Source organism: Bradyrhizobium australafricanum (assembly GCF_020329495.1).
GTDB classification, from domain to species: Bacteria; Pseudomonadota; Alphaproteobacteria; order Rhizobiales; family Xanthobacteraceae; genus Bradyrhizobium; species Bradyrhizobium australafricanum.
Map to the genome: position 1 here is coordinate 1 of NZ_JAGKJL010000044.1, position 23,726 is coordinate 23,726.

The 23,726-nt window shown below is 64.5% G+C and carries 21 protein-coding genes and 1 pseudogene; 16 read left to right on the top strand and 6 right to left on the bottom strand.

What is annotated here, in order from left to right; translation table 11 throughout:
• Both J6525_RS31265 and J6525_RS31270 read right to left on the bottom strand, forming a co-directional pair.
• Positions 1-1,068: transposase (locus J6525_RS31265; RefSeq protein WP_225647624.1), on the bottom strand; the 1,068-nt coding region annotated here is incomplete at its 3' end.
• A 691-nt stretch (positions 1,069-1,759) separates the two neighbouring features.
• Positions 1,760-1,957 carry a hypothetical protein gene (locus tag J6525_RS31270; protein ID WP_076834229.1) on the bottom strand — a complete coding sequence of 66 codons (198 nt, stop codon included), beginning with the start codon at positions 1,955-1,957 and terminating at the stop codon, positions 1,760-1,762.
• 626 nt (positions 1,958-2,583) lie between these two features.
• Between J6525_RS31270 and J6525_RS31275 the strand changes: the two genes are divergently transcribed.
• The 4 genes from J6525_RS31275 to J6525_RS31290 are packed head-to-tail and all read left to right on the top strand — an operon-like array spanning position 2,584 to position 6,139.
• Positions 2,584-2,901, top strand: coding sequence for a DUF485 domain-containing protein (locus J6525_RS31275; RefSeq protein ID WP_083715219.1), 318 nt, complete (start codon positions 2,584-2,586; stop codon positions 2,899-2,901).
• The gene (gene actP, locus J6525_RS31280) at positions 2,898-4,592 is read left to right on the top strand and encodes a cation/acetate symporter ActP (protein ID WP_092083038.1); all 1,695 of its coding nucleotides are present in this window, start codon (positions 2,898-2,900) and stop codon (positions 4,590-4,592) included. Before J6525_RS31275 ends, actP begins: the two co-directional genes overlap by 4 nt.
• A 23-nt stretch (positions 4,593-4,615) precedes the next feature.
• Positions 4,616-5,971 carry a fumarylacetoacetase gene (gene fahA / locus J6525_RS31285; RefSeq protein ID WP_092083037.1) on the top strand — a complete coding sequence of 452 codons (1,356 nt, stop codon included), beginning with the start codon at positions 4,616-4,618 and terminating at the stop codon, positions 5,969-5,971.
• A gap of 15 nt (positions 5,972-5,986) precedes the next feature.
• The gene (locus J6525_RS31290) at positions 5,987-6,139 is read left to right on the top strand and encodes a hypothetical protein (RefSeq protein WP_176936898.1); all 153 of its coding nucleotides are present in this window, start codon (positions 5,987-5,989) and stop codon (positions 6,137-6,139) included.
• On the opposite strand, the gene J6525_RS31295 is transcribed toward J6525_RS31290, so the two are convergent.
• Complete coding sequence (locus J6525_RS31295; RefSeq protein WP_092083036.1) at positions 6,102-7,178, bottom strand: AraC family transcriptional regulator; 1,077 nt, start codon at positions 7,176-7,178, stop codon at positions 6,102-6,104. The two genes, J6525_RS31290 and J6525_RS31295, sit on opposite strands and share 38 nt — an antisense overlap.
• Before the next feature lie 249 nt (positions 7,179-7,427).
• Between J6525_RS31295 and J6525_RS31300 the strand changes: the two genes are divergently transcribed.
• From J6525_RS31300 to J6525_RS31340, 9 genes and pseudogenes are all read left to right on the top strand, one after another.
• On the top strand, positions 7,428-8,195 hold the full coding sequence (locus tag J6525_RS31300) for an enoyl-CoA hydratase/isomerase family protein (protein ID WP_092083035.1): 768 nt from the start codon (positions 7,428-7,430) through the stop codon (positions 8,193-8,195).
• 2 nt (positions 8,196-8,197) lie between these two features.
• Positions 8,198-9,409: a CaiB/BaiF CoA transferase family protein gene (locus J6525_RS31305; protein ID WP_092083034.1), complete on the top strand. Its 1,212-nt coding sequence runs from the start codon at positions 8,198-8,200 to the stop codon at positions 9,407-9,409.
• A gap of 801 nt (positions 9,410-10,210) precedes the next feature.
• Complete coding sequence (locus J6525_RS31310; protein ID WP_092083033.1) at positions 10,211-10,618, top strand: hypothetical protein; 408 nt, start codon at positions 10,211-10,213, stop codon at positions 10,616-10,618.
• A 10-nt stretch (positions 10,619-10,628) separates the two neighbouring features.
• A pseudogene (locus tag J6525_RS31315) lies at positions 10,629-10,886 on the top strand (helix-turn-helix domain-containing protein); the annotation flags it as partial.
• A 221-nt stretch (positions 10,887-11,107) separates the two neighbouring features.
• Positions 11,108-12,358, top strand: coding sequence for an acetyl-CoA C-acetyltransferase (locus tag J6525_RS31320; protein WP_076834214.1), 1,251 nt, complete (start codon positions 11,108-11,110; stop codon positions 12,356-12,358).
• Between the two features lie 18 nt (positions 12,359-12,376).
• Complete coding sequence (locus J6525_RS31325; protein WP_225647625.1) at positions 12,377-13,159, top strand: SDR family NAD(P)-dependent oxidoreductase; 783 nt, start codon at positions 12,377-12,379, stop codon at positions 13,157-13,159.
• Between the two features lie 20 nt (positions 13,160-13,179).
• Positions 13,180-13,947, top strand: a complete 768-nt coding sequence (locus tag J6525_RS31330; RefSeq protein WP_092083030.1) for a crotonase/enoyl-CoA hydratase family protein — start codon at positions 13,180-13,182, stop codon at positions 13,945-13,947.
• A gap of 121 nt (positions 13,948-14,068) precedes the next feature.
• Positions 14,069-14,563: an acyl-CoA dehydrogenase family protein gene (locus tag J6525_RS31335; RefSeq protein WP_225647626.1), complete on the top strand. Its 495-nt coding sequence runs from the start codon at positions 14,069-14,071 to the stop codon at positions 14,561-14,563.
• Positions 14,557-15,228, top strand: coding sequence for an acyl-CoA dehydrogenase family protein (locus J6525_RS31340; protein WP_376708578.1), 672 nt, complete (start codon positions 14,557-14,559; stop codon positions 15,226-15,228). Before J6525_RS31335 ends, J6525_RS31340 begins: the two co-directional genes overlap by 7 nt.
• Positions 15,229-15,265: 37 nt before the next feature.
• On the opposite strand, the gene J6525_RS31345 is transcribed toward J6525_RS31340, so the two are convergent.
• Positions 15,266-15,943, bottom strand: coding sequence for a GntR family transcriptional regulator (locus J6525_RS31345; RefSeq protein WP_092083028.1), 678 nt, complete (start codon positions 15,941-15,943; stop codon positions 15,266-15,268).
• 142 nt (positions 15,944-16,085) lie between these two features.
• Here J6525_RS31345 and J6525_RS31350 point away from each other — a divergent pair, with 142 nt between their 5' ends.
• From J6525_RS31350 to J6525_RS31360, 3 genes are all read left to right on the top strand, one after another.
• Positions 16,086-19,484, top strand: coding sequence for a molybdopterin-dependent oxidoreductase (locus J6525_RS31350; protein ID WP_225647628.1), 3,399 nt, complete (start codon positions 16,086-16,088; stop codon positions 19,482-19,484).
• A gap of 53 nt (positions 19,485-19,537) precedes the next feature.
• Positions 19,538-20,992: a short-chain fatty acid transporter gene (locus J6525_RS31355; RefSeq protein ID WP_092083085.1), complete on the top strand. Its 1,455-nt coding sequence runs from the start codon at positions 19,538-19,540 to the stop codon at positions 20,990-20,992.
• Between the two features lie 360 nt (positions 20,993-21,352).
• On the top strand, positions 21,353-21,574 hold the full coding sequence (locus tag J6525_RS31360; protein WP_225647629.1) for a hypothetical protein: 222 nt from the start codon (positions 21,353-21,355) through the stop codon (positions 21,572-21,574).
• 9 nt (positions 21,575-21,583) lie between these two features.
• On the opposite strand, the gene J6525_RS31365 is transcribed toward J6525_RS31360, so the two are convergent.
• Together J6525_RS31365 and J6525_RS31370 are read right to left on the bottom strand one after the other, a co-directional pair.
• The gene (locus J6525_RS31365) at positions 21,584-22,309 is read right to left on the bottom strand and encodes a formyltransferase family protein (protein WP_225647668.1); all 726 of its coding nucleotides are present in this window, start codon (positions 22,307-22,309) and stop codon (positions 21,584-21,586) included.
• A gap of 38 nt (positions 22,310-22,347) precedes the next feature.
• On the bottom strand, positions 22,348-23,706 hold the full coding sequence (locus J6525_RS31370; protein ID WP_225647631.1) for a hypothetical protein: 1,359 nt from the start codon (positions 23,704-23,706) through the stop codon (positions 22,348-22,350).
• Between the last annotated feature and the right edge of the window lie 20 nt (positions 23,707-23,726).

Genomic DNA, 23,726 nt, shown 5'->3' on the forward strand with positions numbered 1-23,726 from the left:
GGACTTCAGCGCGCATCGATCACAATCGCGCTTGCTGGCGAGGTAAAGCATCGTGGCACCATCGTTCACCAGCGCTCCGGTCGTGGTGAGGACCTTGCCGTCGGGACAGCGGTAGACGTCACCTGCGTGGTCATAGGTGAAGTCGTCGCGCGCGAAGATCCCGTCCGTGCGGGCCGACTTGTCGAACACTGTAACGTGCGGCTCAATCCCATGCTCGTGGACCAACCAGCCGAGCATCTCGGCCGAGCCATAGCCGCTGTCGCCGAGAAGCCGGCTCGGATAGAGATCGAACCGTTCCCGCGAGCGCTCAATCATGCGCTTGGCCGCCAGCACCTCCGCCTGCCGGATGGCCGTGGTCGCCTCGACATCGACGATGATCGCGTTCTCGATGTCGACCAGGTAGTTTGTCGAGTAGGCGAAGAAGGCTTGGCCGCCATGCGCCCCTGTCCAGCGCGCCGCCGGGTCGGAGGGCGACACGAACTTCGGCGTGACCTCGGTCGCTGCTCCGAAAGCGGCATCGTCGAGGACGGACAGATACTCATCGATCGCCCGGCCGGCGACTTCCGGGGGTAGTCCCTTGTCGCCCTCGATCCCCTTCTGCCGGTTGGCATCCGCCTTGATCAGGCTCGCATCGACTGCAAATCCGTCCCCACCGACCAGCCGCTCCCGGATGCAGCGGCGCAAGACACTCTCGAACACACGACGGAACAGATCACTCTCCCGGAAGCGGCCATGTCTGTTCTTGGAGAACGTCGAGTGATCCGGCACCGTCCCATCCAGGCCGAGCCGGCAGAACCACCGGTAGGCCAAATTGAGATGAACCTCATCGCACAGGTGCCGCTCCGATCGAATGCCGAAGCAGTAACCGATCAGGAGCATCCGGATCATCAGCTCGGGATCGATCGAAGGCCGGCCGATGCTACTGTAGAAAGGCGCCAAGTCCCGCCTAATCTGTTCAAGGTCGACAAATCTATCGATCGACCGGAGCAAGTGGTCGGCGGGAATATGCTTCTCGAGCGAGAACTCATAGAACAACGCAGCCTGTTCGACTTGCCGGTTCCCCATCATGCCTTCAGTCCTGCCAACTAGACAGACTGAATCACTGATATCTCTGCGCCGCAACTGCCGACTTTTTCAACGAAATCGACCCAAAGCCGAACTTTGCAGAAGGTTGCAATGTCCGCCTTCGGGAGGAAAGCCGACCAAGGCGAAGCGGACCGCCGAGGTCGGCTTGGACCCATATGACGGACCTCGTGCGCATTGAGCCCAGTTACGGAACCAGTATCGCAATCGATAAACTTCGATTTGCTCTGCAAGCCTTTCTTTTGAACGAGCCGATAAACGCTTCGGGCACGAAGGATTATTAAGGGATGATGGCTTTGCCGGCGTAGACTGCAACGGCCGGCCGCGGCGATGCCGCAGAAGAAGCCATAGCCGCGGCGGGCGGATGACGGTAGTCATCCCTTAATAATGAGGCGCCCCAGGAACGCATTGCAGGCCCGCTCGGCTTCAGCGAACGAACTGAAGGGAGACCCGGATACGTGAGCCGCTGGCATATTCAGAAAGTCGGGGCGATATGATGCAACAAAGCCCGGCTCTCCATGCAATCCAGGTCCACTCCGGCTCTCGTTGCTGATGACGAATGAATAGTCGTCGCTGCTTGCGATCCAAATCTCCAGTTCAGTATCGACTCGGCGGAAGTGCAGGGCCATTTCACCCTCACAAACTTTGGTCCTCCGTGATCATCCACATGGGACGCTTAGTCTGCTTTTGTGCGGTTGGCCGCTTCTGCCTCCCGCGCCAGCCGTTCGGCCTTTAGGCGCTCTCGATTATCATGGACCGCTTTTTGCGCTTTGGCGTAATCCGTCATAGCATCCTTCGGCCTGACAGTTTTGAATGCCTTGTTTGCTTCGCGTTCCGCAGCCGTCGGCGCCCGTCGGTCTCGCTCTTTAATCATTGTTGACCTCCCATTTGGGCTGACTAATTCAACGCGCGAAGCAAGCTTTCGATCCTATTATGGGGCAATGATCTTGAGGCTGTGATCATTTTAGATTTCTGTCGCGGCGTACCTTGTGAAACCGCTCCGGCCTTTTGATGAGCTTGCGCTTGCGGCTGGCCTGATCGTCTTGGCTGGCTGTACTGTCGGTCACCTTGTGGATTGCGTCGCCTGCCAATTCGCGGGCGCGCTCCCTGGGGCTGTGCCGTTCAGCGCGCAGCGCCGTGGGCGATACAGTTAGCTCGAACTCGATGAGCCGGCGGACGTCCTCAGAGCGGCCCGGAGTATCGCCCTGCTTTGCCGCCCAGGCATCGACGACGGCCCGTAGGTCGGCTGACAGGCGAATTACGACTCTCCGGCTTGTGCATCGTCCCGGGATGTCGAGACAGGCGATGGCGCGACAATCGCGGCGCACCCAGCATGGCATGAAATCACCCGGAGTTTGGCAGGATATCACCTTGCCGGATGTGGTCCGGATTCTAATGCTCGGAGCCTCGGAACAGAGACGCCCTGAGCCCCGAATCCCTGCGGCGCAACGCACGCGGAAGGACGCGACGGTCGGAAAATGTCTCTGAGGGAGGAATCGGATGCCACAACTGTCGCCCGAGCGCACGCGAAAAATCCTTGCCGATAGCGCGTTCAGAGAGCTCGTCTCAGGCCGCGCGAGGTTGCGATGGTGGCTCTCCATCCTGACGCTAGTCATGTTCTTCGGCTTCATCGCGCTGATCTCGACCGCGAAAGCCGCGCTCGGCGCGAGTTTCGCCGGCAGCGCGATGCCGCTCGGCTTCGCGCTCGCCCTTCTCATGGTTGCGGCGATCATCGCTTTCACCGCCTTCTATGTTCAGCGCTCGAACACGCGCTTCGACGAACTCGCGCGCAGAGTCAATCGGGAGCTCGGCCGATGATCGCCAGATGGCTGCTGATCGCACTTTGCGTGGTGTTTCCATTCGCGGCGATGGCCCAGGGCGCGCCCGCCGCGGCGGCGCGTGGGCCCGACTGGATCGCGATCGGAATGTTCCTGATTATCGTCGCCGTCACGCTCGTCATCACCTGGCGCTCGGCCGGCAGCACCGGATCGAAGGCGGGCTTCTACACCGCCGGACACGCGATCACGCCGGCGCAGAACGGTCTGGCGACCGCTGGCGATTTCCTGTCGGCGGCCGCATTTCTCGGCATATCCGCGCTGGTCTACGCCAACGGCTTCGACGGCTTCATTTACGCGCTCGGCTTTCTCACGGGATGGCCGATAGTGCTGTTCCTGATGTCGGAGCGCATGCGCAATCTGGGCAGCTACACCTTCGCGGATGCCGCCGCGTTTCGCCTGCAGCGGACGCCGGTCCGGCTCGTCGCCGCGACCGGAAGTCTCGTCGTTGTGCTGTTCTACCTGATCGCGCAGCTGATCGGCGCGGGCAAGGTGATCCAGCTGCTTTTCGGCATCAACTACATCTTCGCCGTGCTCGGCGTCGGCGTGCTGATGATCCTTTATGTGATCGTGGGCGGCATGCAGGCGACCACTTGGGTTCAGATCACCAAGGCGGTGCTGCTGCTGTGCGGCGGAACGCTGCTCGCGCTGGCTGCCCTGTGGCATTTCGAGTTCAGCCTCGGACGGCTGCTGGAGGCCGCAAGCCACGTCCATCCCAAGGGAGCCGCTATTCTGGTCCCCGGCGGACTGTTCGCCGAACCGGTGTCCGCCATCTCGCTCGGCCTCGCGCTGGTGTTCGGCACCGCCGGCCTGCCGCATATCCTTATGCGGTTCTTCACGGTGAAGGACGCCGCCGCGGCCCGCAAATCGGTGTTCTATGCGACGGCCTGCGTCGCGTATTTCTGCTGGATCATTCCGGTGCTGGGCTTTGCCGCCGCAGCGATCCTTATGACGGATCCGAGCTATTTCAATGTCGCGGCATCCGGGCAGTTCAACAAGATCGCCGATCTGGTCGGCGGGCCGAACATGGCGTCGATCCATCTCGCCCACGCGATGGGCGGTCCGCTGCTGCTCGGATTCATCTCCGCGGTGGCATTCGCGACCATCCTTGCCGTCGTCGCCGGCCTGACGCTCGCCGGCGCCTCCGCCGTCAGTCATGACATCTACGGCCAGGTGCTGGCCGGCGGCAAGGCATCCGAAGCGCGCGAACTGCTGGTCTCGAAGGTCTCGGCTGTGGCCATCGGCGTCGTTGCGGTTCTGCTGGCCTACGCCTTCGAGAACCAGAACGTGGCGTTCATGGCCGGACTTGCGTTGTCGGTGGCCGCGAGCTGCAATTTTCCGGTGCTGGCGATGGCGATGTTCTGGCGTGGCACCACGACGCGCGGCGCCGTCGCCGGCGGTCTCGCGGGCCTCGTCGCGTCGGTCGTGCTGGTCGTGCTGAGCAAGACGGTCTGGATCGCCGTCCTCGGCTTTCCGACGGCGCTGTTCCCCTACGACAATCCGGCTCTGGTCTCGATGCCGCTCGCCTTCCTGTTCGTCTGGCTGTTCTCGGTAACGGATCGCAGCGAGCGCGCTGCGCGCGAACGCGAGGCGTTTGCGGCGCAGTTCATCCAATCCGAGATCGGAGCGGCTTTGGCCAGCGAGCGGCCGGCTCTCGCAGCGGCAGCCTCGTGACATCGAGGAACCTGGAAAACAGCATGAACAACGCAGTTCAACTCGACGAGACCCACGACCCGGCCCGGCGGAGTTTTGTCGAGACGGCAAACGGCGGCGCGACCGACTTCCCGATCCAGAATCTGCCGCTTGGTATCTTCAGCACCGCGGCCGATACGCAGCCGCGGATCGGCACCGCGATCGGAGATTTCGTCTTCGACCTGAAGCGAGCGCTCGGTTCCGATGAGCACCTCGCGGCGCCGATCCGCCAGGCGCTCCAGCAAGGCACGCTCAATGCGCTGTTCGCGCTCGGACCTATGGCGATGCGGGAGCTGCGCCGCCGCGCCGCCGATCTGCTGGGGCAGGGCAGCGCGGCCAATGACACCAGGCGCCGCGCCTCCGAATTGCTGACGTCGATCGCGGATGCGACGCTGCATCTGCCCACACGCATCTCGAACTACACGGACTTCTACGCCGGCATCTATCATGCGCGGGCGGCGGGCGCGCTGCTGACGCCGGAAAATCCGCTTCCCGCGAACTACAAATGGGTGCCCATCGCCTATCACGGCCGTGCCTCGTCGGTGCAAGTGGGGCGCGGGATGGTGCGACGGCCACTCGGGCAACGCCCGCCCACGGTGGCGGGCGCAGCGCCGGGCTTTGGCCCGTGCGAACGGCTGGATTTCGAGCTCGAGATGGGCTTCTACCTCGCTGCCGGCAACCGGCTCGGCAATCCCGTCCCGATCGCCGAAGCATCGCAGCAGATCGTCGGCTATTCGCTGCTGAACGACTGGTCGGCGCGCGACATCCAGCGCTGGGAGATGTTTCCGCTCGGACCGTTCCTCAGCAAGAGTTTTGCTACCTCGGTGTCACCGTGGGTCGTCACGTCGGATGCGCTGGCGCCGTTCCGTGTCCCGGCGCTGGCGCGGCCGGACGGCGATCCGCGTCCGCTCGACTATCTGTTCGACGCGGCCGATCAATCGCACGGCGGACTCGATGTCCACCTCGAGGTCCTGCTCTCGACCGCGCAGATGCGCGCCGCGAACCAGCCCGCCGCGGCGATTCTCACATCCAATGCCAAATACCTGTATTGGACCCCGGCGCAGATGATCGCGCATCACAGCATCAATGGCTGCAATCTGCTGCCGGGCGACCTGATCGGCACTGGCACCATTTCGGGGCCTAGCCCGGCGCAGCTTTCGAGCATGCTCGAGTTCACCGCCGCCGGATCACGGCCGGCCGTGCTTCCGAGCGGCGAGCGCCGCGGCTTCCTCGAGGACGGCGACGAGGTTACCTTCCGCGGCCGCTGCAGCCTAGAAGGTTTTGCGAGCATCGGCTTCGGCTCATGCGTCGGCAGGATCGGGCCGGCGGACGCCGTCATTGCCGGAAACAACCATGCCTGATGGCGGGAGGGTGATATGGAGTGTCAATCGCTGCTAACCTACGCACAGCTCCAGAACGCGGCGCTCGATCCAGACGACTTCCGCTTCGGACAGCTCCTGACATTGGCGGTCGGGTTATCGCTGCTGCTGATCACGCGTCTGGCGACACTGCTGGCCGCTGCGCTGTAGGGTGACGGAAGTCCGACGGCGAGCGGTTGGTCCACTTCTTGAACGCCTTGCGGAAGCTGGTAGCGTCGGCAAAGCCGACACGCTCGGCGACCTGATCGATTGCCAGATGGGTGTTCTCGAGCAACTCCGTCGCAATCGACTGCCGCATCCCGTCGACGATCGACTGGAACGACTGCCCGTCCTCCGCCAGCCTGCGGTGGAAGGTTCGTAGCGACAGCCCGAGCTGCGATGCGATCTCCGGCGCGCCGGCAAATCGGTTCGGACTGTTGAGACATGCGGCTCTGATCCGCCTGACCAGCTCGGATTCGCCGGGCCGCTCAGTCATAACGACGTCGCAGAGCTGCTGGCAGATCTTCGCGGTGATCGGGTTCGCGTTGGGGCAGGGCAGGTCGAGCACCTTGGCGTCGAAATGCCATTCCATGCGATCGGCGCCGAAGTCGATCGGGCAATTGAACATCCGCTCATAGTTGCGCCAGTGCACGGGCGCGGGATAAGGAAAGATCATCCGCTTGCTCGGGAATGGCGACTCGAGGATGCGGCTGAACACCGCGGTCATCGAGCTGCGCCAGAATTCCGCGGCGAACGGCAGCAGCTCGCCGAGCGGGTCGAGCCCATGGCTGCGAAGGATCGCGGTCGTCCCGTGCTCGATCCGGAAGCTGATCTGCCTGACCGCCGGCCCGGCCATGGTGATGTGATCGAGCGAGAACATCAGCGCTTCGCCGAATGTCCGGCTCGACACCAGCGCATAGCCGTAAATGCCGTAATCGCTGATGCGCTGCCGAGCGCCTGCGAGCAACCCTATATCAGAGCGCTTCGCCAGCCGCATCGCGTTGCGGTAGATCGCCAGCCGCTGGCGGTGCGAGATGCGAGCGTGGGGATCCTCGAGCTGGGAGGCATCGAGACCGGTCCGTGCAAACAGCTCCCGAACCGACACGCCCTGCGCCGCCAGCTCGGCGGCCAGCGCGCCGAGTCCGAGCAGGCTCTGCGTCGGCGCATCGGGGTCGCTCGAGATCGGCATCACGATCTTGATCGGCTTCATGGCACTTCCTCCACGTCCCGCTGGCACAGATTGACAAGCCGACGAACGGCTCTTCCGGCCGTTTGGCAATCTTCGACATCATAATTGGCAGAGCTTGACGTTGTCACGTTTGTTATGACGGACGACATTCAAATCATCAGAACAGCGGGATCTGCGCCGGGCAGGCCCGCAGCGAGGAGACGTCTGACCGCCGTGACGCTGCGTCGAAAGCGCTGCCGGCCGGCTTTTGTATCGAGCGGAGGGAACCTGATGACGACAGTACTTCACGAGATGGACGGCAAGGTTGGCGTGGTGACGCTGGCGAAGCCGCCGCACAATTTGCTCGACGACCAGCTCATCAACGATGTGGTCGGCGCCTACCACGCGGTGGTTGCGGCCGGCTGCCGCGCTATCCTGCTGCGTAGCTCGATGCGGCACTTCTGCGCCGGCGCGGAGATGGCGTCCTGGGGAATCGGCACCAAGCTGCACACCGATCAGGCCGGTCTCGAAAAAATCTGGCGTAGTCTCGAGGATGTACCGGTTCCCACGGTTGCCGCCGTCAATGGCGGCGTGCTTGGCGGCGGGCTTGAGCTCGCGCTGACCTGCGACATGATTATCGCAGCGAACACCGCGTTCCTCGGCCAGGTCGAGGTTGCGGTCGGGTTGCTGCCGCTGCTCGGCGGCACGCAGCGCATCGCGCAACGCGCCGGCATCGCGCGGGCCAAGGAGATCGCGATGCTCGGCCGCCGTCACACTCCCGAGGCGTTCGAACGCTGGGGCATCATCAACCTCGTCGTCCCGGAAGCCGAATTGGGCGCTTCATCGATGACCATGGCCCGACAGCTCGCCGCCGGCCCGACCAAGGTCATCGCGGGCATCAAGATGCAGGCGAACCTGCAGGCGCGCGGCGGCGTCGCCGCTGCCGACGCGCGACAGGTCGAGATCAACGACATGATCTGGAAGGCCAGGGATCGCCAGCGCGGCGCCGACGCCTTCTTCGCGTCGGGCCCGGCAACAGCTGTCTTCGAGGGAGACTGACGATGTCGGCTGCGCCTCTTCAGGGATTGCGGGTGGTCGATTTCACTCGCGTGTTGGCCGGTCCGCATTGCACCAAGGCGCTGCGTGACCTCGGCGCCGAGGTCACCAAGATCGAGCCGCCGTCCGGCGACATTGGCCGCGCCGGACTGCCTTACGTCGGTGGTATGGGTCTCTATTTCGTGCAGCAGAACGCCGGCAAGCGGAATCTCAGCATCGATCTGAACTATGTTGAGGGACGCGAGATAGTCACCCGCCTGTGTAGGGGGGCCGACGTCATCGTCGAGAATTTCCGTCCCGGCACCTTGGCGCGGTTCGGCTTCAGCTACGACGACGTCCGAGCCTTCAACCCCGGCATCATCTATGTCTCGCTGAGCGGCTACGGGCAGTCGACCTCCTGGCGCAACCGGCCGGCCTTTGCGCCTACGGTGCAGGCCGAGACCGGCCTGACCTCGATCGTGCAGGACCATTTCGGTCCGGCATTGTCGGAGCCACGCGGCGATTCGTGCAGCCATGCCGATGTCTATACCGGGCTGCAGGGCGTGATCGCCGTGCTCGCCGCGCTCCAGCATCGCAACCGCACCGGCGAGGGACAGCACGTTGACGTGTCGATGGCTGCGACGATGCTGTCGGTCAACGAGCGCGCCGGCGCGATGATGTCGGGGATCGACACCGACGGCGAGCCTATCGCGCTGTCGGCTAATGAGTCGCACATCTTCGAGATGTCCGACGGCACCCGCCTGACGATCGCCGCCAGCCCGATCTATTCGCCGATGTTCACGCGCTACTGCGCGATGATGCGGCGAAGCGATCTGCTGGCCGATGCCCGCTACGCCACCGCCAGCCTGCGCCGGCAGAACCTCGCGCCGTTGCTCGCCGAAATCCGCGCCTGGATTACGACGTTCGAGAATCTCGAGCAGTTGCAGGCGCAAGTCAGTGAAGCCGGGCTCGCGGTTGGGCGCGTGCGCACCGTCAACGAGTTCGTGGAGACCGATTGGGCCAAGGAGTGGAATGCCGTGGTCGAGGTCGATGACCGGGCCGGCGGATTGGTCCGAATGCCGGGCAATCCCTGGATCTTCAGCCGCTCGGAACTGCCGTCGCCCGGCATGCCGGCCTATCAGGGCGAGCACAATGAAGACGTCCTTGGCCAGCTCGACTTTGCGCCCGAGAGGATCAAGGATCTGCAGCACCGCAACATCCTGCTCAGCCGGCGATAGGCGGAGCTTGTCCGGGCATGGCAAAAAGATCGCTTCAATTGGATGGAGGAGGAATCCGACGACATCGAGCGATCCGCTCCGACCTTCTCGGCACTTCCGCGACGGACATTTCGCGACGCGAGCCTCCCGAGGCCGGCACCTAACTGGTTCCAACCCTCTCGCAGTGGAATTGCGGGCGAAAGGAGGCCTTTGACGGGGTATCAGGAGGCGACCTCGCGAGTTTGCCTGCCCGTAGGTAGAAAAGAGGGCTTCGAGAATAGTGGGCTTAGCGATGCAGCGGACCAGTGCCTCGAATTCCCGACGCCTTATCGTTAGTTGGTCCGGGCTCGCTCGAATTTGCCTTACCCCATTCCGACAAGAGGAAATCAAACTGGAGGTTCAATGCACGCGAGCCCTGGTGCGCCCACCAAGCTTTCATAGCTTAAGTCCGCCCTCGTAACGGTCATCCCGGCCAGCGGTCGCGTCTGTTCCGGCAACCGCTATCGCCTGCTTCCTCACGCCGCTTCCTGATCTCCGCCCTCAATTGCTTGCGCCTGCGTTTCGCACCGGCCGGCAAATCGTCGGGGCATGTCCGCTATCGCGCGCGGAATTTCGATCGCCGTTCGGCAGCGGTCTGAATCTGACGAAGTTCATCACGACAGGTCCGCGATCACTGCGCTGACAGGCGTTGGGGTGAAGGTGCGGGCTGAGCGCGGGGCGCCCTGCAGCGAGGGCGGTTGACAGGGGAGAGCGCCCACTTTAATCACGTGACTAATTAATCAATTAATTAAAGTCCAAAACCCTAGGGAAAGAATCCGCCTGATGCTGGCCGGCCAGAGACATCCGAAGCTGCTTGCCCCGCGCGGCCGCAGCCTCACTTGGCTGGAAAACAAGGTGCTCGTGCATTCCGTGCGCAGCGGCCTCGAACAGGCTGAGAATGACCTTGCCGAGCCCGCCGCACGCTTTGCCGAGCGCAACGTCAGTGTGATCACCGCGGGCAGACCGAACGCCGGAGCGACCGGCCATCGCGTCAAACCGTCGATCCCGGAAAAACCCGTGCAGCACCGCTGCAATCGCCCACGCGGTGCACGCCGCCGATCACTGCCGCCGAATCCCGCACATCAGTTCGGGCGCGCGAGCGATGCGCGCCCCGGCAGTGATGTCGCGGATCGGCGTCTGCCGCCCGAAGCAGAGTGGGCTTCGTTCACCCGTATGGAAAATGAGGAGTGAGGCGTAAACGATGGGACGTCGATCTGAGGTACTGATGGCGCAAGAGACCGCCGGCACGGACAACCGGCGCGTGATCCAGGTGGTGTCGCGCGCATTCGACATCGTGCGTTGCTTCGAAGGTCGAAGCATACGCCTGGGAAATCGCGAAATCGCCGATCGCTGCGGTCTTCCGCGATCGACGGTCTCGCGTCTCACCTTGACGCTTACCCAGATCGGGCAGCTGATCTATCTGCCGCAAGAGCAGAAATATGCTCTCGGTCCCCACGCCGCCCCGGCCGGTGCGCCGTTGTTTGCGCAGGGTTGCGACAAGCCTGCCTGCGCCGACGAGCCGCAACTCCGCCAGGTGCCGCGCTTCGGGTACTTCGAAGATCAGCGCAACTCGATTGCCGAGCCGCTTGCGGTGACGCCACACCGTTGATGCCTCGCGGAAACGGCTGGGACCACCGGCACGAGCGCAACTAACGATACATTCGAAGCAAAGGGAAACGCATGTCTGAAGCATACATCATTGACGCTGTTCGCACGCCGCGGGGCATCGGCAAGCCGGGCAAGGGGGCGCTGTCGCACCTGCATCCGCAGCATCTGGCCGCGACGGTGCTCGGCGCGCTCAAGGAGCGCAACAAGCTCGACACGTCGACCGTCGATGACATCATCTGGTCGACATCGACTCAGGAAGGCAAGCAGGGCGGCGATCTCGGACGCATGTCGGCGCTCGCGGCAGGCTACGATATCAACGCCAGCGGCACGACGCTGGATCGTTTCTGCGGCGGCGGCATCACGTCGGTGAACCTCGCGGCAGCGTCGGTGATGTCGGGGATGGAAGATTGCGTCATCGCCGGCGGCACCGAGATGATGAGCTACCAACAGACCTTGGCAGCCGAGCGCTCCAAGGCCGGGCAGCCGGCGCGGATGATGGGTTCGGGCAATCCGGCGCTCGACGAGATTCACCCGCAGTCGCACCAGGGCGTGTGCGGCGACGCCATCGCGACGCGCGAGGGGATCAGCCGCGAGGCCTGCGATGCCCTGGCGCTGACGAGCCAGCAGCGCGCCAAGCGGGCCATCGATGAAGGCCGCTTCGCCAAGTCGGTGATCCCCGTCCTCAACGACGACGGCAGCGTTGCGCTCAATCGTGAAGAATTCCCGCGTCCGGAGACCACGGCTGAAGGCCTTGCTTCGCTGAAGCCGAGCTTCGAGCAGCTTGCCGATTTCGACCTCGGCAACGGCACGACGTTCAAGAAGCAGATCCAGCGCCGCTATCCGGACCTCGAGTGGAAGGGCGTGCACCATGCCGGCAACAGCTCGGGCGTGGTGGACGGCGCCGCCGCGGTGCTGATCACGTCGAAGGCATATGCCGAGAAGCACGGCCTCAAGCCGCGCGGCCGCATCGTGGCCTATGCCAACCAGGGTGACGATCCGACCCTGATGCTCAACGCGCCGGTTCCGGCGGCCAAGAAGGTACTCGCCAAGGCCGGCCTGACCAAGAACGACATCGACGTCTGGGAGATCAACGAGGCCTTCGCGGTCGTCGCCGAGAAGTTTATCCGCGACCTCGAGCTGGACCGCGAGAAGGTCAACATCAATGGCGGCTCGATCGCGCTCGGCCATCCGATCGGCGCGACCGGATCGATCCTGATCGGCACTGCGCTCGACGAGCTCGAGCGCAGCGGCGGACGCTATGGCCTGGTCACCATGTGTGCCGCCGGCGGCATGGCACCAGCCATCATCATCGAACGCATGTGATCGCGAAAGGATATTGCCATGAAACTCGATGCATCGGTCGCCGCCGTCGTCACCGGTGGGGCTTCCGGCCTTGGTGCTGCCACCTCGCGCGCGCTGGCTGCGCAAGGCGTGAAAGTCGCGATCTTCGACTTCAACGAAGAGAAGGGTGAAGCAATCGCCAAGGAAATCGGCGGTGTGTTCTGCAAGGTCGATGTCACCTCGGACGAGCAGGTCGATGCGGGCTTTGCCAAGGCCCGCGCGGCGCATGGCCAGGAGCGCATCCTGGTAAACTGCGCCGGCACCGGCAATGCGGTGAAGACCGCGGGCCGCGACAAGAAGACCGGCGAGCCCACACACTTTCCGATCGACGCCTTCAACCGCATCATCCAGATCAACCTCGTCGGCACCTTCCGCTGCATCGCCAAGTCGGCGCAGGGGATGCTGTCGCTGTCCCCGCTGGAGCACGGCGAGCGTGGTGCGGTCGTCAACACAGCCTCGGTCGCGGCCGAGGATGGCCAGATGGGGCAGGCGGCTTATTCTGCCTCGAAGGCCGGCGTGGTCGGCATGACCCTGCCGATCGCGCGCGACCTGATGGCCGAAGGCATCCGCGTCAACACCATCCTGCCGGGCATCTTCAACACCCCGCTGCTGCAGGGCGCCCCGGAAAACGTCAAGGCCGCGCTCAGCGCGTCGGTGCCGTTCCCGAAGCGTCTCGGCATGCCGGAGGAATATGCGCATCTGGCGCTGACCATGATCACCAATGGCTACTTCAACGGTGAAGACGTCCGTCTCGACGGCGCCATCCGCATGGCTCCGCGTTAAGCGATCAGGAGACCAAAGCGATGTCCGAAGAAACCCCGGTCCTCACTGAAGTCCGCGGACCGATACTGATCATCACCCTGAACCGGCCGGAAGCCAAGAACGCGGCCAACCTCGCCCTCTCCAAGGGCGTGGCCGCGGCGATCGACCGGCTCGACGCCGACGATTCCCTGAGCGTCGGTATCATCACGGGCGCCGGCGGTACATTCTGCTCGGGTATGGACCTCAAGGGGTTCCTGAAAGGCGAGCGGCCGTCGATCCCCGGCCGCGGCTTCGCCGGCCTCGCCGAGGCGCCGCCGAAGAAGCCGCTGATCGCGGCTGTCGACGGCTATGCGCTCGCCGGCGGGATGGAGATCGCGCTGTCGTGCGACATGATCGTCGCCAACCGCAACGCCAAGTTCGGGATCCCCGAGGTGAAGCGCGGTCTGGCCGCCGCGGCCGGCGGGCTAATCCGCATGCCGCGCCAGATGCCGTTCCGTGTGGCGATGGAGTTCGCATTGACGGGCGAGTTCTTCGGCGCCGAGCGCGCCTATCAGCTCGGCATCATCAACCGCGTGACCGACGGTCCGGCGCTCGACGCCGCGGTCGAGCTCGCGGCAGCGATCGGTGCCAACGGCCCGCTCGCCGTGAAGGCATCCAAGCAGGTGATCGTCGAATCCCGGCTCTGGCCGGAAGATGAGATGTGGAAGAGGCAGCAGGAGATCGTCGGTCCTGTCTTCGTATCCGAGGATGCCCGCGAGGGCGCGGCTGCCTTTGCCGAAAAGCGCGCGCCGAACTGGAAGGGCAAGTAGGGCATCGCCTGTTTCGATGACGGGGCGTCGGTTTTGATTGCAGCAGAACCGGCGCTCTAAACGTTTTACGATGCCTCGCCGTACGTCGGTGGGCTTCCACGAGAGCGCTATTGGGTGATTGATGCGCAGCTTTACCGAAGACCAGGTCATTTTCCGCGACTCCTACCGCAAGTTCCTCGCCAGCGAAATCACGCCCCATATGGAGGTGTGGCGGGAAGCCGGCATCGTCGACCGCAGCGCGTTCAAGAAGGCCGGTGACCTCGGCTTCCTGATGATCTGGCCCGAGGAAAAATACGGCGGAATGGGCGACGAGGACTTCCGTTACGAGCAGATCATCATCGAGGAGACCGCGCGCTCGGGCTGCAAGGGCTGGTTCAACACGCTGCACAGCCGACTGGTCGGATCCTACTTCAAGCGCTTCGGCACCGAGGAGCATCGCGACCGATTCCTGCCGAAATGCGTCAACGGCGAGACCATCCTGGCCATCGCGATGACCGAGCCCGGCGCGGGCTCGGACCTCGCCGGCATGCGGTCGACCGCGGAAGACAAGGGCGATCATTTCCTGCTCAAGGCTCGAAGACCTATATTTCCAACGGCATCAATTCTGACGTGGTGATCGTGGCGGCCAAGCTCACGGGCGCCGAGAAGAAGCATGCCATGGTGCTCCTGATCGTCGAGCGTGGCATGGAAGGTTTTGAGCGCGGCCGCAATCTCAAGAAGATGGGCATGCCGGCGCAGGACACTGCCGAACTGTTCTTCAACAATGTGAAGGTGCCCAAGGCCAACGTGCTGGGAGAACCCGGCAGGGGCTTCTACTATCTGATGGAAGGCCTTGCCGAGGAGCGGTTGATCTCCGCGGTCGGATCGATCGCCAATGGCCGCAAGGCGTTCGACATCACGCGCACTTACGTGATGGACCGCAAATTGTTTGGCCGGCCGCTTGCCGAACAGCAGAACACCCAGTTCCGCATGGCGGAGATGGATGCCGAAATCGATCTCGTGCAAGTCTATGTCGATCACTGCGTGGCCGAGCACAATGCCGGACGCCTGACCAGCAACATGGGCGCCAAGGCCAAGATGATGTCGTCGGAGGTCGAGTGGAAGATGCTCGATCTTGGCGTCCAGTTGCACGGCGGCGCAGGTTACATGGATGAATATCCAATCAGTCGCATGTTTACCGACGCGCGCGTCAATCGAATCCTGGCTGGAAGCTCCGAAGTGATGCGGCTGATCATCGGCCGCGATGTCTTCTCGGAGCACTACAAGAGCATTCTGGACTAGCCGGTCACCACGACCGGCTATCTGCCTCCGCTCCGCATCAGCCGCGGGCCTGCCGCAGTGGTTCGCGCGCATGCTCCTTCGAGCGCAGCAATGCATCGACGAAGATCGGCTCCCAGGAGCGGATGTGTGTGCGGAGCAGGGTGGTGAGCGCCTCGGTCTCGCCGGCGAGCGCGAGCTCGATCAACCGGTAATGTTCGGGCACTGACGCTTGCTGCCGCTCGTGGCCGGCGCGGGAGCTGATGCCGTAGAGCCGCATCTTGTCGCGCAGGCCCATCACCGTGTCGGTCAGCAGGTCGTTGCCGGCGGCGGCGATGAACTCGCGATGATAGTTGCGGTCGGCTTCCAGATAGAGCTGGACGTCGTCGGTCTCGACGGCCCTGGCGATCTGGTCGGCCCAGCCGCGTACGACTGTTAGATCCTTTGGCGGATTGGCGGCGACCAGCACGGCGGCGTGCAGCTCGAGCACCTCGCGCATGTCGAACAGATTGCGCAGTTCGGTCAGCGTCGGCTCCACCACTTTGAAGCCGCGGTTGCGCATCGGCTCGACCAGGCCGCCGCGGCTGAGCTCAAGCAGTGCTTCGCGCACCGGCGTCGAGGAGACGCCGAGGCTCGCCGCGAGACTCGGCACCGAATACATCGTGCCCGGAAGGCTCTGCCCGGAAATGATCTCGGCCCGCACCCGCTGCAGCACCTGTTCTCGCAAATTCTGGTCCATGGGTGGTCGTCGCCCGCCTCTCGCTGGGAACTCCGATTCGTCGCTGATTATTACTTAGCCTTGACGCGGCCGGTAGCGTATGACGTAAATGTGTAACGCATTACAAAAATGCGTCACATGGACTGGGATAGGTGAGACGGCGGTGAAACAGCGGCTGCCCGGCTATTGCACGCTTTGTCGCTCGCGCTGCGGTGCCGTCACCGTGGTCGAGGATGGGCGTCTTGTCGGTGTAGAGGTATTGAATAACCACCCGACCGGCGGCGCGCTTTGCGCCAAGGGCAGGGCGGCGCCCGAAATCGTCGCCAGCCCGCGCCGTCTGACCGTCCCGTTGAAGCGGACCCAGCCGCGCGGCGCCGCCGATCCGGGCTGGGTCGAGGTGTCGTGGGACGAGGCCTTGACCGAGATCGCCGCCCGGCTCGGTACAATCCGCGCCGAGAGCGGCGCCGAAGCGGTGGCGTTCGGCGTCACTACGCCGAGCGGCACGCCGATGGTCGACAGTTTCGAGTGGGTCGAGCGCTTCATCCGCGGCTTCGGCAGCCCCAATCTGATCTATGCGGTCGAGATCTGCGGCTGGCACAAGGACTATGCGCACGCGCTGACCTTCGGCCGCGGCATCGGCTTTCCCGATTACGACAATGCCGATGCGATTATCCTGTGGGGCCACAATCCGGCGCGGACCTGGCTTGCCCAGGCAACGCGGATCGCCGATGCGCGGCGGCGCGGCGCCAAGGTCGTGGTGGTCGATCCCAAGCCGAACGGCTCGGGGCAGCAGGCCGATCTGTGGCTGCGCATTCGCCCGGGCGCCGATGGCGCGCTCGCGATGGGCGCGATCCGTCACCTCATCGCAACCGGCAGCTTCGATGCGGATTTCGTCAACGCATGGACCAATGGATCGCTGCTGGTCGATCGTGCGACCGGACGCTTCCTGCGCGCCGACGCATTGTGGCCGGATGGCGCGCCGGAGGCCTTCGTTCGTCTCGATGCGTCGGGCGCGCCCGTGCCTTGCGACACCCGCTACGCGCCGGAGAGCTGTGGCCAGCTGCGTGGCGCGCTGCAGGTCCGCACACGCGACGGCCGGCTGATAGCGGCGGCTACCGCGTTCGAACTGCTCGTCGAGCGAGCCGCGCCATACACGCCGGCGCGCGTCGCGGAGCTGACCTGGCTTCCTGTCGAGGACGTCGACGCGTTCAACACGCTGCTCGCTCGCCGGCCGCGGCTCGCCTACCATTCCTGGACCGGCGTCGGCCAGCACACCAACGCGACCGCGATCGAGCGCACGATTGCAACGTTGTATGCGCTGACCGGCGCTTGCGATCGGCCCGGCGGCAATCGCTGGCCGGTGCCGCCGCCGACCCGTGCCCTCAACGACTACAACATCCTGTCGCCGGAGCAGCAGGCGAAGGCGCTGGGCATTACTGAGCTGCCGCTCGGCCCGCCGGCCAAGGGCTGGATCACGGCGCGCGATTTCAGCAGGGCGGTGCTCGACGGCGAGCCTTACCGGGTGCGCGCGCTGGTCGCCTTCGGCACCAACTTCGTCGTCTCGCAGGGCCATTCCGAGCGTAACCGCGCCGCGCTGAACGCGCTGGAATTCCAGGTTCATATCGACATGTTCATGAATCCGACCGCGGAGAGCGCCGATTTCGTGCTGCCCGCCAGCACGCCGTGGGAGCGCGATGCGCTCAAGATCGGATTCGAGATCACGCAGGAAGCTGTCGAGACCGTGCAATTTCGCCCGCGCATGGTCGAGCCGGTCGGTGCAGTGAAGGCCGATTACGACATCGCCGCCGCGCTCGCGCTCAAGCTCGGGATGGGCGACTTGTTCTTCGGCGGCGACATCAAGGCCGGGTGGAATTACCAGCTGGCGCCGCTCGGCATCGGTGTCGAGGATCTGCGCGCGCATCCCGAAGGCCGCCGCTTCCCGCAGATCTTCCGCGACGAAAAATACGCCGTGGCGCGCGAGGACCGAACGGTTGTCGGATTCGCGACGCCGACACGCCGCGTCGAGATCTATTCGGAGCTGATGCTGGGACACGGGTATGATCCCTTGCCCGACCACGTCGAGCCGGTCGGCAGCCCGCTCACGGCCGCGCCGGACGCACGCTTTCCGCTCGTGCTTTCCACTGCCAAGAGCGGCTGGTTCGTTCACTCCTCTTATCGGCACGTCGCCTCGCTGCGGCGCAAGTCGCCCGATCCGGCCGTCGAGATCAGTCCGCAGCTCGCCGAGCGGCGCGGCCTTGCCGAAGGCGACTGGGCCGTGGTGGAGACGCATGGCGGTGACGTGCGCCTGAAGGTACGCATCAATGCGGCGCTCGACGATCGCGTCGTCGTCGCCGAATTCGGCTGGTGGGAAGACTGTCCGCCGCTCGGCCGCGAGCGTTCCGCGACGGCAGGCATCCACACCCGCAACATCAATGCCGTGCTGCACGATGATGCGCGCGATCCGGTCAGCGGCTCCGTCCCGCTGCGCGCGATCGTCTGCGATATCAGGCGCGACGGAATTGCCAGTCGTGGCCTGTGGAGCGGTCAGCGGCGGTTCAGGGTCGGCGCGCGTCGCGCCGAGGCAGCTAATGTCATCGCGCTCAACCTGCTGCCGCTCGACGGCGGTCCGCTGCCCGACTTCCTGCCGGGCCAGCACGTGATGGTCTCGCTGCCCGGCGCAACGCAGGCGCGAGCCTACTCGTTGACCGGAACGGGTGATCTGCCGCATACGCTGTCGATTGCGGTGAAGGGACGTTTCTTCGACGCACCGAGCGGCGACGCGCCGTTCTTCATGCCGGATCGTCTGCACCGTCTTGCCGTCGGAGACGAGGTTGTGCTGGAGCCGCCGGGCGGCATCTTCACGCCGCCATTGAAGGGGCAGCGGCCGCTGATCTTCCTCGCCGCCGGCATCGGCATCACGCCGTTCATCAGCCATCTCGAAACGCTGCAACGGATTGCCCCACAAGATCGCGTTGGCCAAATCCTGCTGCTCCACGGCTGCCGCAGCAGTCGGGAGCATCCGTTTGCCGAGCGGCTTGCGGAGCTGGAAGCCGGTATTCCAGGGCTGATGCGTGTGACGTTCTATTCCGCGCCGTTCGCGCAGGACCCGATTGACTCGCATGCGTTGCGTAAGGGGAGGGTTGATCTCGAGCAGGTCGAGCCGCTGTTGCCGCGTCGGCCGCTGATCTACATCTGCGGCTCGCCGGAATTCGTTGCGGCGCAGATCGAGGCCGTGACGGCGCTCGGCGTGCCGCGCTTCGACATCTTTGCCGAGAGCTTCGTGTCGCCGCCGTCGGTGCCGAGCGATCTTGAGCCGCGCACCGTCCGGCTTGCGGGCAGCAAGCAGAGTTTTTCTTGGCGGCCGGAGCAGGGGACGCTGCTTGATGCGGCGGGTGCGGCGGGCGTCGCGCTGCCGAGCGGCTGCCGTGTCGGGCAATGCGAAAGCTGCGCGGTTCAGGTCGTCGATGGCGAGTTCACCCATCTCGGCGCTGTCGATGGCAGCGAGGGACAGTGCCTTGCCTGCCAGGCTGTGCCGCTGACCGATCTGACGCTCGCGCTTTGATGACGAAACCCGATTGAAGGCAGTAACCGAATTACCGGAAGGGGATCAGATTGATGACGAATGCAACGCACGATCAAACCGTGAGCTTACGAAAACCTGTCGCGGACAACATCATCGCGCGATTTTCGCAAGCCCTGGTGGCGTTTGCGGAGCGCTGGTTTCCGGATGCCTACGTCTTCGTCCTGATCGCGGTGATTGCAGTCGCAATCGGTGCGATCCTGCATGGCGGTTCGCCGCTCGCCGTCAGCCGCGCGTTTGGTGACGGGTTCTGGAACCTGATTCCCTTCACCATGCAGATGGCGCTGGTCGCGATCGGCGGCTATGTCGTGGCGATGTCGCCGCCGGTGGCGGCCGTGCTGGCGCGGCTCGCCAGCGTGCCGAAGACCGGGCGCGGCGCCGTGGTCTTTGTCGGCGTGCTCAGCATCTTCCTGTCGCTGCTGAACTGGGGCCTGAGCCTGATCTTCTCGGGTCTTCTGGTGCGGGAGATCGCTCGGCGCACCGACATCAGGCTCGACTACCGGGCAGCCGGCGCCGCCGGCTATCTCGGGCTCGGCTGCGGCTTCACGCTCGGCATCACGTCATCAGCTGCGCAGCTGCAGGCCAATGCCGGCAGCATCCCGGCGTCGCTCCTGCCGATCACCGGCGTGATCGGTTTCTCGGAAACCATCCTGACCTGGCAGAATATGGTCACCGTCGTGATGGTGACCGTGGTCTCTGCTGCGATCTGCTATTTCACGACGCCGGCGCCCGAGCAGGCCAAGACGGCGGAAGACCTCGGCGTTGCGCTCGGCAATGATCGCATCGAGGCCAGGAAGCCGGCGCGTCCGGGCGACTGGCTGGAGTTCAGCCCGCTGCTGACGATCCTGATCGCGCTCCTTGCCGCCGGCTGGTTGTGGCAGACGTTCCAGTCGGGCAATCCGTTGATCACGCTGTCGGGCCTCAACACCTATAATTTCGTCTTCCTCATCCTCGGCATCGTGCTGCACTGGCGTCCGCGCAGCCTCATCGAGTCGTTCTCGAAGGCGATGCCGAGTGTCTCCGGCGTGCTGTTGCAGTTTCCGTTCTACGCCGGCATTGCGCAGATTTTGACCAAGGTCCCGAACAGCAGCGGCACGACGCTGTCGGACACGATCGCGCACTGGTTCGTCGGCGCCTCCAGCAATTCCACCGTGTTTTCGTTCCTGGTCGGAATCTATTCGGCGCTGCTCGGCTTCTTCGTGCCGTCGGCCGGCGGAAAGTGGATCATCGAGGCGCCCTACATCATGAAGGCGGCCAACGACATCGGCGCGCATCTCGGCTGGACCGTGATGGTCTACAACATCGCCGAGACGCTGCCGAACTTCATCAACCCGTTCTGGATGCTGCCGCTGCTCGGCATCCTCGGCCTGAAGTCGAAGGATCTGATCGGCTACACCTCGGTGCAGTTCTTCATCCATTTCCCGATCGTGATGCTGTTGGCGGCGATCCTGATGGCGACCTTCAGCTATCACCCGCCGATCCTGCCCTGAGCGATCATGGCCGGGCACCAGGACATGCGGTGCCCGGTCAATTCGGCGCTCAACGACCGTCATCACCAAAACTGTGCTGTTTTTCCGCCCATCGCGAATGAGGCGTCGCGCCGGGCTCTTATCTTTGGTCAGCCATTTCATTGACCGCCGCGCGGTTCGGCCGGATATTGCTGCGCGATACCCCGCGTTGTTCAAGGCCACCGCAATGAGACACGACCACCGCAGCTTGATGTGCGACATGCGAAGCCGCATGCAGCATCGCTGCGTCTCGGCGGCGACCGGCGTCTGTTGTTGATCGCTCCAACAAGTCAAGCACCCGACAATCAGACAGGAGTGCCGTCGTCCGGCGATCGAACACGCATGTCCCAAGCCCAAATGTCTCAAGCCTATGTCATCGAAGTATCGGATCGGACCGCTGGTATCGTCGTCAGCGACAACCGTGGCTTCTGCTTCTTCTCCTCGGATCGCGCCTTTGACGGCCTCGACGGTGGCTATTTCGGCTCCGCGCGCGCCGCGGAGCGTGCTGTGAGGGCGCACTTGCAGCAGCGCCGCGAGGTTCGGGGCCGTGCGACGCGCGGTTGAGGCCGTTTCTCAGGAGGCCGCGGCGAGCGGCGGCGAGACCACCTGCGGCGGCTCGGGCGCCTGCGTGGCAGTCGTTGCCAGCTGGAAGCGGATGCCGTGCAACGAGCAGGTCAGCGGGATGCGCCGAAAGTCGTCGTGGAAGGCGCGGATCCGGCGCGCCAGCTCGCCGGCGCTGATGCCGGCGGGAAGCTCGCACATCTCGCGGTACATCTGTCGGGTGCTCTTGATTCCGCACCAGGCGATCTCCAATGCCGCCAGCGGCGTGGGATCGCAGGCGAGATCGCGCGACATCCGCCAGAACAGATGGGCAAGCCGCACATAGGCGATCTGTTCGAGCCCGCGCACGCTGATCTTGTCGGGAATGATGAAGGACTCGACCCCGACGATCGGGCCGGAATCGACGCGCGCGGCCATCACATGGGCCGTCGCGCCGAAGGTGCGGGCACCGTCATAGAGCGCGAAATGCGCCGGCGCCCAGCCGGGATATTGCGGCGGGCCGGGATGGAAATTGTAGGCGCCATGGCCGAGCGCCGCCAGAATGTGCTCCGGCACGATGACGCTAGTGGTGAAGGCCAGCAGCCGGGCCTCGCGCAAGACCTCCGGCTCGATCGCCGCGAGCTCCTCGGCGGTCACCGCGCAGCGGAACGACAGCGCCGGATTGTGCGCCTTCAGCAGCTCGGTGAGCGCGAATTGCTGGTCGGCGACGCCGGTGAGAAGGATGATTGTCTTCACGATGTCGATGTCCTTCCCTTGCTCTGTCTTTCCGGCGTTCATCAGCCGCGCTGCCCGGCCATCACGACGACGCTGCCGGCATCGCGGGACTGGCCCACGGTGCGGAACAGGTCGGCCGGCAGCGTCTGCCACGGCGCGATCTCGATGATGCGGTTGTTTGCGCTTTTCGCGGCCGATTTCGCCGCGCGGATATCGTCCTGCCAGGGGCAGAGTGCGAGCTCGAGCCGGCCGAACCCGCCGCAATCGGCCGCGAACGCGCCGGTGACCGCCTCGATGCTGGCAGCCATTTCGCGCGCGTCGCTGGTCGCGATATCGCGCATGATCACGGTGATCGCATCATTTGAAGCCGCCTGCGACCGGATCACGATCATGGCGTCACGGCCGCCGCTGCGGCTGGCGCGCCGCGCGGCCCGCATCGCGACGCCGAATTCGGCGTCCGGTCCAAGATCGCTGCTGTCGGTGGGCAGGTCGTGAACGACCGTGGTGTGGCGGGGCGTGCCGGCGTCTTCGGCCGGAGCGTGGTATGAGCGCGGCAGCCAGACGGTGTCGAGCGCCATCTGCGACGATATCAGGCTCCAGGCCTGGTCGAGCAGATAGCCTTCCCAGAGCGCGGGATAGGCGCTCGCGATGTGATGCCAGTTGCGCAGCACCGCTTCGGCGGCGGGCGAACGGGCGAGATAGAGGGTGCGCGCCGACATTTCCCACCGGTTCCATTTGTGAAGCGCGATGTCGCATGCGAGGGACGACGGCAGCATTGGCGGCTCGCTGAGGACTGCGTCGGCCTCGATGAACAGCAGCGGCTCGCGATGCTGCTCCCACATCCGCAGCAAGAAGGCGGATTTCTCGGCTGCGCGCATGTGCTCGCCGTCTGCGGTGTCGATCGGTGCGATATCGCAGGGGATCCGAAATTCGGCCAGCTTGTCGCGGAGAGCGCGGGCATGGTCGTCGCCGCAAGCGCGGGGATAGCAGGAGACCACGCGCAGCGATGCCTCGGACCTTGAGCCTTGCTCGGGCGCGATCGGGCGCCAATTGAGGCCGCCCCACCACATCTCATGCGGGCCATCGAAGCTCGGCCCGATCGTTCCGAAGTCGGTCAACTTGGATTTCAGGAAGTCGAAGGCGGGATTCTCGCCGAAGGGGACGACGACCGCGCAGTCGGCGCGAAGCGACCGGTAAAGCATCTCGGCGGCGGGGCCGCTCGGCGGCTCGACGAGGATGATGACGCCATGGTCCCTCGCCGGCGCCGAGCCGGCCTGATGGACGACCGCGGGTCCGAGCCGCTCCGACAACCATGCGAGCCGCCGGCGCTGCGCCGCGCTCATCCGGATGCCGTTCGCCGCCAGCAATTGGTCGAAGTTCGTCTGCAAGCCGTCCGCTTGCGCCGTGTCAGCCGAAATCATGCCCGCACTACCCCTCGTTA

Coding starts and splice junctions, on each gene's coding strand:
- J6525_RS31300 (WP_092083035.1), top strand. CDS start 7,428: ATGACGACAGTACTTCACGAGATGGACGGCAAGGTTGGCGTGGTGACG.
- J6525_RS31290 (WP_176936898.1), top strand. CDS start 5,987: ATGGAGTGTCAATCGCTGCTAACCTACGCACAGCTCCAGAACGCGGCG.
- J6525_RS31360 (WP_225647629.1), top strand. CDS start 21,353: ATGTCCCAAGCCCAAATGTCTCAAGCCTATGTCATCGAAGTATCGGAT.
- J6525_RS31330 (WP_092083030.1), top strand. CDS start 13,180: ATGTCCGAAGAAACCCCGGTCCTCACTGAAGTCCGCGGACCGATACTG.
- J6525_RS31270 (WP_076834229.1), bottom strand. CDS start 1,957: ATGATTAAAGAGCGAGACCGACGGGCGCCGACGGCTGCGGAACGCGAA.
- fahA (WP_092083037.1), top strand. CDS start 4,616: ATGAACAACGCAGTTCAACTCGACGAGACCCACGACCCGGCCCGGCGG.
- actP (WP_092083038.1), top strand. CDS start 2,898: ATGATCGCCAGATGGCTGCTGATCGCACTTTGCGTGGTGTTTCCATTC.
- J6525_RS31295 (WP_092083036.1), bottom strand. CDS start 7,178: ATGAAGCCGATCAAGATCGTGATGCCGATCTCGAGCGACCCCGATGCG.
- J6525_RS31335 (WP_225647626.1), top strand. CDS start 14,069: ATGCGCAGCTTTACCGAAGACCAGGTCATTTTCCGCGACTCCTACCGC.
- J6525_RS31320 (WP_076834214.1), top strand. CDS start 11,108: ATGTCTGAAGCATACATCATTGACGCTGTTCGCACGCCGCGGGGCATC.
- J6525_RS31345 (WP_092083028.1), bottom strand. CDS start 15,943: ATGGACCAGAATTTGCGAGAACAGGTGCTGCAGCGGGTGCGGGCCGAG.
- J6525_RS31310 (WP_092083033.1), top strand. CDS start 10,211: ATGCTGGCCGGCCAGAGACATCCGAAGCTGCTTGCCCCGCGCGGCCGC.
- J6525_RS31325 (WP_225647625.1), top strand. CDS start 12,377: ATGAAACTCGATGCATCGGTCGCCGCCGTCGTCACCGGTGGGGCTTCC.
- J6525_RS31305 (WP_092083034.1), top strand. CDS start 8,198: ATGTCGGCTGCGCCTCTTCAGGGATTGCGGGTGGTCGATTTCACTCGC.
- J6525_RS31355 (WP_092083085.1), top strand. CDS start 19,538: ATGACGAATGCAACGCACGATCAAACCGTGAGCTTACGAAAACCTGTC.
- J6525_RS31275 (WP_083715219.1), top strand. CDS start 2,584: ATGCCACAACTGTCGCCCGAGCGCACGCGAAAAATCCTTGCCGATAGC.
- J6525_RS31370 (WP_225647631.1), bottom strand. CDS start 23,706: ATGATTTCGGCTGACACGGCGCAAGCGGACGGCTTGCAGACGAACTTC.